Origin of the sequence: Clostridium sp. HCS.1 (genome assembly GCF_047900555.1) — a bacterium.
Taxonomy (GTDB): domain Bacteria; phylum Bacillota; class Clostridia; order Clostridiales; family Clostridiaceae; genus Clostridium.
This window is the reverse complement of the sequence record NZ_CP170704.1, coordinates 70,224-83,681: the sequence shown is the minus strand read 5'-3', so window position 1 is coordinate 83,681 and position 13,458 is coordinate 70,224. Positions and strand designations below refer to the sequence as shown.

The following is a 13,458-nucleotide window of genomic DNA, read 5'->3' as shown; positions in this document are numbered from 1 at the left end:
TTACTTTTAAATATAAATATAATCTAATAAAAAACTTCCATAGTAATTTTTTCAGCAATCTATTAAGTCTTTATAGAACAAATAAATCTCTAGTGAATATATTATTAACTATATAACAATTATTTATTATAGTTAGGAGGCTTATGATTAAACGAAATAGTTCCTCTATCACAATGGATTACTTTATTGATGGTGAAAAATATACTTTTTGGCAACGGACTGGAGATACATGTTCAAACCATTTCTATATAAGGGAGGATAATTGTAGAGTGAGTAGAGATGAAGATTGTATGAGAAATAAATGTTCTTGTTTCCATGATTGTTGCCCTGGACCTCAAGGGCCTGCTGGACAACCTGGATTGCCTGGAGTACCAGGAGCACCAGGGGCACCAGGAGCACCAGGAGCACCAGGAGCACCAGGAGCACCAGGAGCACCAGGAGCACCAGGACCCCCAGGCCCTCCAGGACCTGCTGGAGGTGGAGAATGTGAATGTTGTTTAGCTGGGTTAAGAGCAGTTTTAGGTTATTTGAAAGCTGTTGGCGCTTCTGATATAAGAATAGAAACAATAGCTCCTCAACCAGCTGCAAATAACGTAAGCATAGTAAGATTTTTCCCAGATGCAAACGCTTCATCTACAGCACTTTTAGTTGAGCTTTCAAATGGAACAATAGTATCAATTTGTGAAATAGAGCTGATACACAGCCTTAGTTTAGTTGATGGCTCATCTGATAATGTTCCTGATGCTTTGAAGCTTTTATTAGATAATACCATAGCAGAAATTCCAGATTCATGTGAAAATTGTTGCCAAGAAGAACTAAGAAAGCTATTTGAAAGTAATATTGGTAACCAAGTTTCAAATGTGGACACAAATAGAAATAATGTTATTTCAGGAAATAATACTGTATTAGCTACTGGCGCAGCCTTAGCTTTAATAGATACTTCTGGACAAGGAGCCTCAGCAATTAATTTATGTTTTGTATCTTCAGTTACTTTCTGATAAGTGATATTCTTTATTTTGTAATTTAAATAATTCTAGAAAGTTTATATTAACTAAAAAAATAAAGAGTTACAAGTTACTTGTAACCCTTTTTTTAATTTTCATTCTTTCATTCTTTAATTTTTTCATAGTGCGATAGCACATCTTTACCTAATTTGTCCATTTCCATAGATTATATATTTAATAGTAGTAAGTTCTTTAAGTCCCATTGGACCTCTTGCATGAAGCTTTTGAGTACTTATTCCTATTTCTGCTCCAAAACCGAATTCTCCACCGTCTGTAAATCTTGTTGATGCATTAACATAAACTGCTGCTGCATTTACTTTGCTTAAGAATTTTTGAGAATTCTTATAGCTATCAGTTACAATGGCTTCTGAATGTCCAGAACCATATTTATTAATATGAGTAATGGCTTCATTTACATCCTTAACTACTTTAGCTCCTATTATATAGTCTAAGTATTCCTTGCTCCAATCTTCTTCAGTAGCAGATGTAGCATCAGGTATTATATACTTAACCTTTTCATCTCCTCTTATTTCAACATCCTTTTCTCTTAAAGCTTGTACAACAATAGGTAAAAAGTCCTTTGCTATTTTTTCATTAATAAGCATTTTTTCTGCTGCATTACATACTGATGGTCTTGAAGTTTTTGCATTTACTATTATATTCTTAGCCATTTCAAAATCGCAAACTTCATCTACGTAAATATGGCAGTTTCCAACTCCTGTTTCAATTACAGGAACAGTAGCATTTTTAACTACAGCTTGTATTAATCCTGCCCCTCCTCTTGGAATTAAAACATCTATATATTCATTAAGTTTCATCATCTTAGTTGCAGTTTCCCTACTAGTATCTTCAACTAATTGAATTGAATCTTTAGGTAAACCAGCTTTTATTAAGGCTTCTCTTAATACTTTAGTAATAGCCTTGTTAGAATTTATAGCATCACTTCCGCCTTTTAGAATTACTGCATTTCCGGTTTTTAAACAAAGTCCTGCAGCATCACAAGTTACATTTGGTCTAGCTTCATATATTATTCCGATTACCCCTATTGGAACTCTTTGCTTTCCTATTTGAATTCCATTAGGTCTTTTCCACATTTCTATAACTTCTCCAATTGGATCATCTAATGCAATAAGATCTGTTAACCCTTTTGCCATATCATTAATTCTATCTTCATTTAAAGCTAATCTATCTAGCATAGCCTTTGAGGTGCCCTTTTCAATTGCTATATTTAAGTCTTTTTCATTTTCCTTTATAATTTCTTCTGTATTATCTATTAAAGCTTTTGCCATTAATTCTAATGCATTATTTTTTTCTGTGGTAGATGCTATTCCTAAATCGTAAGAAGCTTCTTTAGCATTTTTTCCTAATTCCTTTAAATCTAATATCACTTAAAACTCCCCCTTATTTATTTGAAACAAATAATGTTCCTATTTCCTCTCCATTTAATATACTTAATAATATTTTTGGGTTTTCTCCATTTGCTAAAACCATATGTACTCCTGCTTCTGTTGCTGTTCTTGCTGCAGTTAATTTAGTTATCATTCCGCCAGTTCCTAAATTACTTCCTGCTCCACCACAACACTCTTCAAGCTCTGGTGTTATTTCTGTTATTTCTCTTATAAGCTCTGAATTTTCATTTTTTCTAGGATCTGAATCATAAAAACCATCTATATCAGATAATATTATTAATAAGTCAGCATTAACTAACTTAGCAACTATAGCTGATAAATTATCATTATCACCAAATCTCACTATATTTTCTATCTCATCTATAGATACTGTATCATTTTCATTAACAACAGGTATAATTCTATTTTCAATTAATGTTTCGAAGGTATTACAAACATTCTCTCTAATATGATCATCTTCAACTACATCTCTAGTTAAAAGTACTTGCCCAACTGTATGACTATATTCTCCAAAAAACTTACTATATATGTGCATAAGTTCACATTGTCCAACAGCTGCAACTGCTTGTTTTTCTCTTATAGTTTTAGGCTTTTCCTTAAGTTTTAACTTAGATACTCCAACACCTATAGCTCCTGAAGTAACTAATATTACTTCTTTTCCTGAATTCATAATATCTGATAGTACTCTTGTTAACTTCTCTATTCTAGTTAAATTTATATTTCCATTTTCATATGTTAGTGTTGAAGTTCCTACTTTTACTACTATCCTATTAGCTTTTTTTATCTTTTCTCTATTATCCATTCTCCTGATCCCCCGTAATTATTTCTTGCTTTAATTATAAGTATTCTTAAATATTTTTTCCACCTAAAAAGTAGATAAAAGATACTATTCTTTAAACTCTCTTATTTTTTCATCTAATTCTCTATTAAAGTACTTATAAATAACTTTAGCTAAAGAATAAATCGGTACTATAGCAAAAGCTCCAATAGGCCCAATTAAAGTGGCTGCTCCTACCACTAAAAAAATATCTGTTATAGGATGTATCTTCATAGTTTTTCCCATAATTAAAGGCACTATTATTCTACCTTTAAGGGTTTGTGCTATTAATACTAATATTGATAATTTCAAAATCATCTTCCATCCTAAGGCTATAGCAATTATATATGGAAGTATTAAAGATATAAAGAAGCCAATAAAAGGTATAAAAGCTAAAATAAATGTTACTGAAGCTAAAAGTAATGGATTTATCATTCCTATGATTTTATACCCAATAAATATCATTATAGCTAGTGATAGTGCAACTTTTGCTTGACCAATTATATATGCTGATAAGACTTCATCTCCCTCTGCCACTATATCTTTAGCCTTATTTCTATATTTCCTAGGAAATAATTTTATTAATGCTTCCTTTATATTTTCTTCATCTTTAAGTAAATAAAAAGCTATTAAAACTACTAATAATATATCAGAAAATAATTGAATTCCTTTATTAAAAAGCCTTTTTATATTAGTAGATATTAAAACTATGTAGTTTTGTATATCGCCTAAAAATTTATCATAATAATCAACATTTAAAACACTTCTTTTAACCATACTTCCTATATTTTCTGTATCACTTCTTGCTTCTATTATTTTTAAAAATATTTCTTTAACGCTTATAAATTGATCTATAAAATAATCGCCAAAATATTTACCTATTCCTGCTACTATAAAGAAAAAAATAAATATTGTTAAGGCTGCTGCCATTCCTTTATTCATTCTCTTTTGTATAAATAATTTATTTAATGGTCTTAGTATATAAAATAAAAATACTCCAAATATTATTGGTATGATTACAACTGAAAATATTACACTTACAAATTTTTTTATTATATAAACATTACTTAATAATATTATTAATATGGCAAATAAATTTAAAATAACTAAATATGTAATAACATTTTTCTTACTCATAATAAATTCTCCCTTAGTTAATTGATAAATTTAGTTTATCCTTATTATAAGAAAATATTAACATAATATTTTTGTATAAATTTTAGTTGTTTTTGTATAAAAATATATTGATTTTTAGATTAAATATGTATTAAAATTAATTCCTGTGTATAAATATAAATTACTTTCATATAAAGGAGACCGAGATGAAAAATATAACTAGAGATGAAATTTCTCTTAAAAATTCTCTTATTTTTATTATTCCATCTTTAATAGGAATGCTTTTATTTATGGTACCTATTAAATTTAATGGAGAAATTACTATACCAGTAGCATTAATGTCAAAGTATCTTGCATCTTTATTAGAAGGATATTTGACTTCTATTATTACTTTAACGGTTTGTATATCTGCAATATTTAGTATAATAACTAAGGTATTCAAACCAGATTTTATAATTAAAAATATTTTTTTAAATGCTTTATTTAATGTAAGCACAATTTGGGTTATAGCTAGAATTTTAGGAGCTATATTTTGTGTTCTAGCCCTATTCAATTTCGGTCCTGAAATAATAATAAATTCTGGAACTGGAACTTTTGTATTAAATGATTTACTTACAATTTTATTTACTATTTTCTTTTTTGCAGGCTTATTATTACCTTTATTACTTAACTTCGGATTACTAGAATTTTTTGGTGCAATTCTTACTAAAGTTATGCGACCTATATTTACATTACCTGGACGTTCATCAATTGATTGTATTACTTCATGGCTTGGTGATGGAACTTTAGGAATATTATTAACTAATAAGCAATATGAGGAAGGATTTTATTCTAAAAGAGAAGCTGCTGTTATAAGTACTACATTTTCAGCTGTTTCAATAACTTTTAGCTTAATTGTAATAGATACTGTTGGATTATCTCATTTATTTATTCCTTTTTATTTAACTGTAACACTTTCTGGAATAGTAGCTGCTATGATTCTTCCAAGAATATATCCATTACGTAAAATTCCTAACCATTATTATAATAATAAGATGAAAAAGGATGATGAAACTATCCCAAATGGACATAGCTCTTTATCTTGGGGATATAAAAAAGCTCTAAATAAAGCAGAAAAAAATCCTGGGGCTAAGGCCTTTTTAATTGATGGTACTAAGAATGTTTTAGATATGTGGCTTGGTGTAATTCCTGTAGTTATGGCTCTTGCTACTATAGCACTGATAATAGCTGAATATACTTCTGTATTTCAAATATTAGGTTTACCTTTTATTCCTTATTTAAACCTACTTCAAGTTCCAGAAGCTATAGCAGCATCTCAAACTTTAGTGGTTGGATTTGCAGATATGCTACTTCCATCAGTTTTAGCTGCTAATTCTATAACTAGTGATATGACTAAATTTATAGTAGCTTGTACTTCAGTATCCCAATTAATTTATATGTCTGAAGTTGGTGGAGTGTTACTTGGATCAAAAATTCCAGTATCATTAAAGCAGCTAATAATAATATTTATAGAAAGAACTTTAATTACCTTACCTGTAATAGTTCTTGTAGCAAACATTATATTCTAAAATGTAAATAATTGGGCCCCTGGGGCCCAATTATTTTACAATTATTTTACAATTATTTTCATAAGTCTTGTTAAGTCTAAAGCTTGGATAGCATTAACTGTTACTCCAGCTAAGTCTTCTATTTCAGCATCTATACCTGTAATATCACAGGTTGTAAAATCTATTTTTTTCAAGTTAGTTTTATTAAAATAAGCATTAGTTAAATTGGTTTCATTAAAAATTACCTTATCTAACTTTGTTTGTTGGAAGATTCCTTCTGAAAAATTACATTTATCAATGGCTATATTCTTAAGCTTTGAAAATGAAAAGTTTATATATTTTCCTATGGAATTACTAAATAACACTTCTTTTATGTTACACTCGTCAAACTTTGCTCCAAGTAGCTTGCAATTAATAAATTCTACTCTATGAATACTTCCACCACTAAAATCTACATTAGATAAATCGCAATTTTCAAATACTGAATCTAATAAATCTATATTTTGTAATGAGCAATCATTAAAAATAACATTCTTAAACCTACAAGAATCTATAGTTAATCCTTTTTCTTGTAAGTAATCTATATCTATATCTTCAATTATTTTATTTTGTATTTTATCAAATCTAGCTATTTCATCTTCTACTTTATTTAATTCTTCAAGTTCATCTATAAACTTAGGTTTTTGAATTTTGTATAACTTTCCCATATATTACTCCTATATTCTTTATCTTACATTACAATAAAAATATTATATCCTACTATATAAGAAAAGAATAACATTTTTCCCATGTTAATATACTAATATATAATAAAAAAATAAGAGTTATATAATTTTCTTACATAACTCCTACTTATATTTACTAAATTTGTCTTGCTACATTTACTGCTTCTTCAATACTGTTTAATGCTCTACGAGCTCTAACTGCATCGCCTATTACATGATATGCTATATTCTTTTCTTCACAATAATTAGTAAGTTCGCTAAAGTCACGTGATCTTGCTCCTATTGCTACAACTACTGAATCACAAGGAACTTCTTGAATCTCTCCATTTACATCTATTACTATTGATTTCTCTTTTATTTCAATACATTTTGCTTCTGTTATAGTCTTTATACTTTCACGATATAAGCTTTCCATAACACAAATCTTTCTTAATTGTCCTAAATCCTTTGCTACTTCATTAAGCATTTCTACTACAGTTATATTATTAACTTTTCCTGATAAGTATTCAGCAACTTCTAATCCAACTAAGCCTCCACCAATAACTACTACTTCTCCAGTTACCATTGCAGTACCTGCAAGAATTTCATGAGAATTAGTTACATGTGATAAATCAGCTCCTGGAACTCTAAGCTTCATTGGTTCTGCACCAGCAGCTATTATAACTTCATCTGGATTTATGTCTTTAATTACATCTACTGTAACAGGAGTTGAAAGTCTAATATCTACTCCTTTTCTTTCTGCAATTTCTCCCATAGAGATAGCAGCTTCCTTCATTTCTTCTTTTCTTGGAGCAGCTCCTGCTAATACAAACTGTCCACCTAAAGAATTAGAAGCTTCACATAAAATAGGATTATGTCCTCTATCCTTTAACTCTATAGCAGCTTGAAGTCCTGCAACTCCTCCACCTACTATTAATACTTTTTTAGGATTACTTGTTTTTTCTAATTTAAATTCTGCTTCTCTCCCTAATGCAGGATTTCTTAAACAAGTTATGAAAGGTACATCAGGTGATGAGAATCCATCATAACATCCTTGATTACATCCTACACAACGTACTATGTCTTTTTCATTTCCATTCATAGCTTTATTACAGAATTCTGGGTCTGCTAATTGTGCTCTACCGATAACTACCATATCAGCTTTTCCACTCTTTATTATTTCATCAGCTTGTCCTGGATCGTTAATTCTTCCAACAGCCACAGTTAACATTCCTGTTTCCTTTTTAATTCTCGCTGCATTATCTACATTAAATCCTCTTGGTAAATCTACTGGAGGTACTTCAAATTTTATAGCAGCACTTGAGAAGTTTCCACGAGATACATCTAATGCATCTACTCCCACTTCCTTAGCCCACTTACAGAATTGAATAACATCTTCTATAGTAAGTCCATCTTCTACATAATCATCATGTGCATCTATTCTCATAAATAAAGGCATGTCCTCTGGAACATTAGCTCTAATTGCTTTTATACATTCTAATAAAAATCTAGCTCTATTTTCTAAACTTCCACCATATTCATCTGTTCTTTTATTAAAAGCCTTACTTAAGAATGAATGAGGTGTATAGTTATGTCCTGCGTGGAATTCTATTGCATCAAAACCTGCTTCAACTGCACGCTTAGCTGCATCTCCAAAAGCCTTAATAGATTCCTCAATAATTTCCTTACTAGCTCCTGGAACTATATAATTTTCAGTAACCTTAAATTCACTTGGTACTACTACCATTGCAGTAGGATCTCCAAATAAAACAGCTGATCCACCTAACCATAATTGAACCCCAGCCTTTGCACCACCTACATGAATTGCATCAACTAACTTTTTTAAACCTGGTATATATTTATCATCTGAAATTGCTAAGAAACTTTTAGGTGCAGCTTTGTCATAAACTGAACAAACCTCTGTAAAGTTTAAACCGTTTCCACCATTTGATCTTGCAACATGGTAATTTATAATTTGATCTGTTACTTCTTTGCCATTGCCAGCCATCTTAGTACCCATAGCTGGGAAGATAACACGATTTCTCATTTCCATTCCTCTAATTTTAATTGGACTAAAAACATTCTCAAACGCCATTTTATTACCTCCAAAAATATAAATTTTAAATTAACTCCCGTATAATTATTATATTTCTTTGTTAAAAATAAATCAATATGTTTAAAACATTTTGTTTTAATTTAATAAAAGCACAAAAAATGCCCTATGTTTTTAAACAATAGAGCATTTTCCTTATCTATTTTTTTCCTTTTAATAACTTTATTAGATTTTTTATGTAAATTAATCTTTCTTCTTCAGTAGATATTATTTCCTTGTTATAAGCTCCATCTTCATTAGTAGCTGGATAAGTAATAGATGCCATAAATATTGTTTTTCTATATTTAAAGTCTTCTTCACTACAATTCAGTACATTTTTCAAAACACTATATAACTTTATATTTTCTTCTTTTGATCTTTCAATTATTTTTATATCCATTTCACTCTTTTCAATTGCAGAAGCTGCTTCTTTATTCATAACTAAAACACCTGGGTATCTTAAACAATATTCTATTATTTCATTAGAACACTTAATAAGTTTTTCTTCATCACTAAGGCTTTCATCATAAAGTGCTGCATGAGCTTGAGTTATATTCTCTAAGTAAAACTCCTTAACATAATTCATCATATTTTCTTTGCTATTAAAATAATAATTTATTGCACTAATATTTACTTCTGCTTCTTTTACTATAGATCTAATAGGGACATTAGTAGTTCCATTTTTACCAAAAAGATATAAGGCTTTATCTAAAATTTTTTCTTCTATCCCCTTTAATTCTCTCATTATTTCACCTCTAAAAATTCAAACTATAAATATTATATCAATTAACTATTTTTATATCAAAATTAAATTATTTTTCTTAATATACTTATAATTTAATACTTAAATAAAAGGCACACATAATTTACAATTATCTATAGGTGAATCTATAAGCCTACACTTTATATCAAATACTTCTTTTATAAGTTCTTCATTTATAATTTCATTCTTTGGGCCTTGAGCTAAAATACTTCCATCCTTTATTGCAACTATATTATTAGCATATTTTAGAGCATGATTTATATCATGAATAACCATTACTATTGTTCTATTTTCTTTTTCATTTAAACTTTTTAAGATATTTAAAATCTCTAATTGATATTTTATATCTAAATGATTAGTTGGCTCATCTAAAAGTATTATATCTGTATCTTGAGCTAATGATAAAGCTATCCATGCCCTTTGTCTTTGTCCACCTGATAAATTATTTAAACTTCTATCCTTTTCTTCTATTAATCCAACCTTCTTTATAGATTCCATCACTATTTCTTCATCTTTTTTACTCCAAAAAGAAAATAGATTATGATATGGGTATCTTCCTTGCTTTACTAAATCATAAACAGTTAAGTCTTCTGGTGCATTACTACTTTGAGGAAGCATAGATAAAAGTTTAGAAACTTCCTTTGATTGCATTTTAAGAATATCTTTATCTTCCATTAATATAGATCCAGTTCTAGGTTTAAGTATTCTTGCTATTGCTTTTAATAATGTAGATTTCCCACAACCATTTGAACCTATTAATGCTGTAATCTTCCCCTTTTCTATATCTAAATTAATATTATCTAATATAACTTTTTCATCATAACTTAACTTTAAGTCCTTTGCTTTTATCATATCTATCTTCCCCTCCTATAGTCTTTTCTTCTCTTAATTAAAAGATATATAAAATAAGGCGCACCTATAAAAGCTGTAAATATTCCTATTGGCAAGTCTTGAGGATAAAATAACCACTTAGATGCAAAATCAGCTAACATTGTAATTATTCCACCTATAAATATTGAAAGTGGTATTATATTTTCAAATTTAGAATCTACTAATTTTCTAGCAATATGAGGACCTATTAATCCTACAAAGGATATCCCCCCTCCAATAGTTACTGCACCTGCTGATAAAGCAGCAGATATTCCAAGTAATATTAATCTACTCTTATATATGTTATTTCCAAGTACGATTACAACTCCATCTTCAAGTTGATGAAGATTTAAATCTTTTATAAATATTATTGCTAGTATAGTAAAGATACTAAATATAATCATTATAAGTATTGCATGAGTCCAATTTACTCCATATATACTTCCTGTTATCCAAGTTGTAGCTTCTTTTATAAAAATTACTGGCCCATTAACTATTAATATATTAGTTATAGCCTTAAAAATAGCAGAAACTCCAATTCCTATTATAATTAATTTACTTGTAGATGATGATTTTCCATTTATAAGCAATATAGCTAATAAAGCTACAAATGAAAAAGCAAATGTGAATATTGGCATATAAAGTATTGATGTTGTTAAGGAATTATTTTTAGGATCTGTAAAAATAGTAAGGAACACTAATGCTCCTACTGATCCACCATTTACTACTCCTAAAATATCTGGTGATGCTAAATCATTTTTTACTACTCCCTGAAGAATAGCTCCTGATAGTGATAAGGATGCACCAACAAAGAATGCAACTACAATTCTTGGTAATCTTATATTCATTACCAAAATAGATGAAAATCCTGTATCAATACCTACTATGCTTTTTATTACATCTAATGGACTAACCATCACTTCCCCTATACATAAAGAAAAAATGAAAATTAATAGAGTGATAATAAATAGAGCTACAGTTAATTTAATAGCTTTTTTGCTTATATTAATCAATTTCTACTCCTCCTTTTGGCAATATATATGAAGAATGGTCCTCCTATAAGTGCAGTTAATGCACCAACTGGAACTTCCTTTGGATAAACTATAAATCTAGACCATATATCTGCAAGTAACAATATTGAAGAGCCTGTAAATATTGAAAATGGTATAAGCCATCTATAATCAGTTCCTATAAATTTATGAACTATATGTGGAGTAATAAGTCCAATAAAAGCTATTGGTCCTGCTAAAGCTACTGATATCCCAGATAAAATTGCTACTATAAATATTATAATAATTTTTAAATATAGTGTTTTCATACCTAATGACTTTGCCATTTCTTCTCCTAAAGAAAATACATTAAGCTTTTTACCAAGAAATAATGTAACAATCATCATTATCAATATTATTGGAATAAACTTAATAATTACATCTAGTTTCTGACCTTCAACAGAACCAGTCATCCAATAAATAACCTGCTCTAAGGCAACTTCATTCTTATATAAAATTCCTTGTGATAATGAAAAAAATAATGCCCCTAATGCCGTTCCTCCTAAAGTTAAATCCATTGGATTTATATCTCCAGAAAGACCTCCACACAAAATATAAACAAATATTGATGCTAATAGTGCCCCTAAAAATGATACCCAAGAAAGGCCTAAAGAGGATATTCTAGGGAAAAAAGTAAGAGCTATAACTAATGTAAGTACTGCTCCTGAATTAATTCCTAATATACTGGGAGATGCTAACTTATTCCTAGTTAGACTTTGTGTTAAAAGTCCTGCAACTCCTAAAGAACCTCCAACAAAAAGGGAATTTAATGTTCTTGGAACTCTTGAAGATCTTATAATAATATGCTCTTGAGAATTATTAAAATTCATATATGAATCTATCAATGTTCTATAAGAAGTATGTATAAATCCTTTTGTAATACTTAAATAACATAAGATAAGAGTTAATATTACTAGCAAAAAAAGTAATATTATTTTCCCTTTACTCTTATTAAGAATACTTTTCATATAAATTCCTCCACTTACAACTAATAAAAAAAATATTATCATTTGTTATTGATAATCTTTATCACTAATGATATCATAAACAAGTAATAAAATATATATAAAATATACATTTATATGTTTATAAATTATAGGGGGATCACGTATGCAAAAAAAACTATTGTCTGCAATTCTATCAAGTGTTTTAGCTATTAGCTTATTTGTTGGTTGTTCTAATAAAACTGAAACTACAACTAGTACTAATACTAGAACTATAGAAGATTCTATGGGTACAACAGAAATACCAGAAAATCCAAAGAATATTGTTATATTAACAAATGAAGGTACTGAAGCTCTACTTGCACTCGGTGTTAAGCCAGTAGGTGCAGTTATTGGCTTTGGTGGAGATTGGTATGATCATACTAAAGCAGAACTTGAAGGAGTTAAATCTGTTGGAAAAGAAACTTCTGTGAATGTAGAAGCTATTGCTGCTTTAAAACCTGATTTAATAATTGGTAATAAAATGAGACATGAAAAAATATATGATCAATTGAAATCAATAGCTCCAACTGTTTTTTCAGATACTTTAAGAGGAGAATGGAAAGATAACTTTAAATTCTATTCTAAGGTTTTAAATAAAGAAGCAGAAGGAACTAAAGCTATAAATGATTATGAAGATAAAATTAAGTCAATAAGTGAAACCTATAAGGACAAGCTTAATACAGAAATATCTCTTGTAAGATTTATGGATGGTAAAACTAGAATTTATCTTGGTGATACTTTCTCAGGAACTATACTTAAAGAAATTGGATTCAAAAGACCTGCAACTCAACAAGGAACAGATTTCGTAGCTGAAATAGGAAAAGAAAGATTAAATGAGACTGATGGAGATGTAATGTTCTATTTCACTTATGATACAGGTGATGGAAAAGGAGTTGCCAGAGAAGAAGAATGGCTAAATGATCCACTATTTAAATCTCTAAATGTTGTAAAAAATAATAAAGCATATAGAGTAGATGATACTATTTGGAATACAGCTGGTGGTATAAAGGCAGCTAACTTAATGCTAGATGATTTAACTAATATGCTAGAAGAAGGTAAGATTTAAATTATATAAGTATAATGAGCTGTTTATTCAGCTCT

At 29.0% G+C, this 13,458-nt stretch carries 12 protein-coding genes; 3 read left to right on the top strand and 9 right to left on the bottom strand.

The window, feature by feature from the left end; all coding sequences use genetic code 11:
* Window positions 1-143: 143 nt before the first annotated feature.
* Window positions 144-998 carry a hypothetical protein gene (locus ACFYH6_RS00385; protein ID WP_416180268.1) on the top strand — a complete coding sequence of 285 codons (855 nt, stop codon included), beginning with the start codon at window positions 144-146 and terminating at the stop codon, window positions 996-998.
* Window positions 999-1,144: 146 nt separating this feature from the next.
* Here the strand turns inward: ACFYH6_RS00385 and ACFYH6_RS00380 are convergent, their stop codons facing one another.
* From ACFYH6_RS00380 to ACFYH6_RS00370, 3 genes are all read right to left on the bottom strand, one after another.
* Window positions 1,145-2,389: a glutamate-5-semialdehyde dehydrogenase gene (locus ACFYH6_RS00380; protein ID WP_416180283.1), complete on the bottom strand. Its 1,245-nt coding sequence runs from the start codon at window positions 2,387-2,389 to the stop codon at window positions 1,145-1,147.
* 16 nt (window positions 2,390-2,405) lie between these two features.
* On the bottom strand, window positions 2,406-3,215 hold the full coding sequence (proB, locus tag ACFYH6_RS00375) for a glutamate 5-kinase (protein ID WP_416180269.1): 810 nt from the start codon (window positions 3,213-3,215) through the stop codon (window positions 2,406-2,408).
* An 84-nt stretch (window positions 3,216-3,299) separates the two neighbouring features.
* Complete coding sequence (locus ACFYH6_RS00370; RefSeq protein WP_416180270.1) at window positions 3,300-4,367, bottom strand: AI-2E family transporter; 1,068 nt, start codon at window positions 4,365-4,367, stop codon at window positions 3,300-3,302.
* A gap of 185 nt (window positions 4,368-4,552) precedes the next feature.
* Between ACFYH6_RS00370 and ACFYH6_RS00365 the strand changes: the two genes are divergently transcribed.
* Window positions 4,553-5,914, top strand: coding sequence for a YjiH family protein (locus ACFYH6_RS00365; protein ID WP_416180271.1), 1,362 nt, complete (start codon window positions 4,553-4,555; stop codon window positions 5,912-5,914).
* Window positions 5,915-5,955: 41 nt separating this feature from the next.
* On the opposite strand, the gene ACFYH6_RS00360 is transcribed toward ACFYH6_RS00365, so the two are convergent.
* The 6 genes from ACFYH6_RS00360 to ACFYH6_RS00335 form a co-directional block, all read right to left on the bottom strand.
* Complete coding sequence (locus tag ACFYH6_RS00360) at window positions 5,956-6,600, bottom strand: pentapeptide repeat-containing protein (protein WP_416180272.1); 645 nt, start codon at window positions 6,598-6,600, stop codon at window positions 5,956-5,958.
* A gap of 154 nt (window positions 6,601-6,754) precedes the next feature.
* On the bottom strand, window positions 6,755-8,692 hold the full coding sequence (locus ACFYH6_RS00355; RefSeq protein ID WP_416180273.1) for an FAD-dependent oxidoreductase: 1,938 nt from the start codon (window positions 8,690-8,692) through the stop codon (window positions 6,755-6,757).
* A gap of 157 nt (window positions 8,693-8,849) precedes the next feature.
* Window positions 8,850-9,434 (bottom strand): TetR/AcrR family transcriptional regulator, encoded by a 585-nt coding sequence (locus ACFYH6_RS00350; RefSeq protein WP_316342475.1) that lies wholly within the window; start codon window positions 9,432-9,434, stop codon window positions 8,850-8,852.
* A 99-nt stretch (window positions 9,435-9,533) separates the two neighbouring features.
* Window positions 9,534-10,304, bottom strand: a complete 771-nt coding sequence (locus ACFYH6_RS00345; RefSeq protein WP_316342476.1) for an ABC transporter ATP-binding protein — start codon at window positions 10,302-10,304, stop codon at window positions 9,534-9,536.
* Between the two features lie 2 nt (window positions 10,305-10,306).
* Entirely contained in the window at window positions 10,307-11,335 is a 1,029-nt protein-coding gene (locus tag ACFYH6_RS00340; protein WP_416180274.1) for a FecCD family ABC transporter permease, read from the bottom strand.
* Window positions 11,332-12,339, bottom strand: a complete 1,008-nt coding sequence (locus ACFYH6_RS00335) for a FecCD family ABC transporter permease (RefSeq protein WP_416180275.1) — start codon at window positions 12,337-12,339, stop codon at window positions 11,332-11,334. Before ACFYH6_RS00335 ends, ACFYH6_RS00340 begins: the two co-directional genes overlap by 4 nt.
* A gap of 142 nt (window positions 12,340-12,481) precedes the next feature.
* Between ACFYH6_RS00335 and ACFYH6_RS00330 the strand changes: the two genes are divergently transcribed.
* Window positions 12,482-13,423 carry an ABC transporter substrate-binding protein gene (locus tag ACFYH6_RS00330; RefSeq protein WP_416180276.1) on the top strand — a complete coding sequence of 314 codons (942 nt, stop codon included), beginning with the start codon at window positions 12,482-12,484 and terminating at the stop codon, window positions 13,421-13,423.
* The last annotated feature ends 35 nt before the right edge of the window (window positions 13,424-13,458 follow it).

Coding starts and splice junctions, on each gene's coding strand:
- ACFYH6_RS00385 (WP_416180268.1), top strand. CDS start 144: ATGATTAAACGAAATAGTTCCTCTATCACAATGGATTACTTTATTGAT.
- proB (WP_416180269.1), bottom strand. CDS start 3,215: ATGGATAATAGAGAAAAGATAAAAAAAGCTAATAGGATAGTAGTAAAA.
- ACFYH6_RS00370 (WP_416180270.1), bottom strand. CDS start 4,367: ATGAGTAAGAAAAATGTTATTACATATTTAGTTATTTTAAATTTATTT.
- ACFYH6_RS00365 (WP_416180271.1), top strand. CDS start 4,553: ATGAAAAATATAACTAGAGATGAAATTTCTCTTAAAAATTCTCTTATT.
- ACFYH6_RS00360 (WP_416180272.1), bottom strand. CDS start 6,600: ATGGGAAAGTTATACAAAATTCAAAAACCTAAGTTTATAGATGAACTT.
- ACFYH6_RS00355 (WP_416180273.1), bottom strand. CDS start 8,692: ATGGCGTTTGAGAATGTTTTTAGTCCAATTAAAATTAGAGGAATGGAA.
- ACFYH6_RS00350 (WP_316342475.1), bottom strand. CDS start 9,434: ATGAGAGAATTAAAGGGGATAGAAGAAAAAATTTTAGATAAAGCCTTA.
- ACFYH6_RS00345 (WP_316342476.1), bottom strand. CDS start 10,304: ATGATAAAAGCAAAGGACTTAAAGTTAAGTTATGATGAAAAAGTTATA.
- ACFYH6_RS00335 (WP_416180275.1), bottom strand. CDS start 12,339: ATGAAAAGTATTCTTAATAAGAGTAAAGGGAAAATAATATTACTTTTT.
- ACFYH6_RS00330 (WP_416180276.1), top strand. CDS start 12,482: ATGCAAAAAAAACTATTGTCTGCAATTCTATCAAGTGTTTTAGCTATT.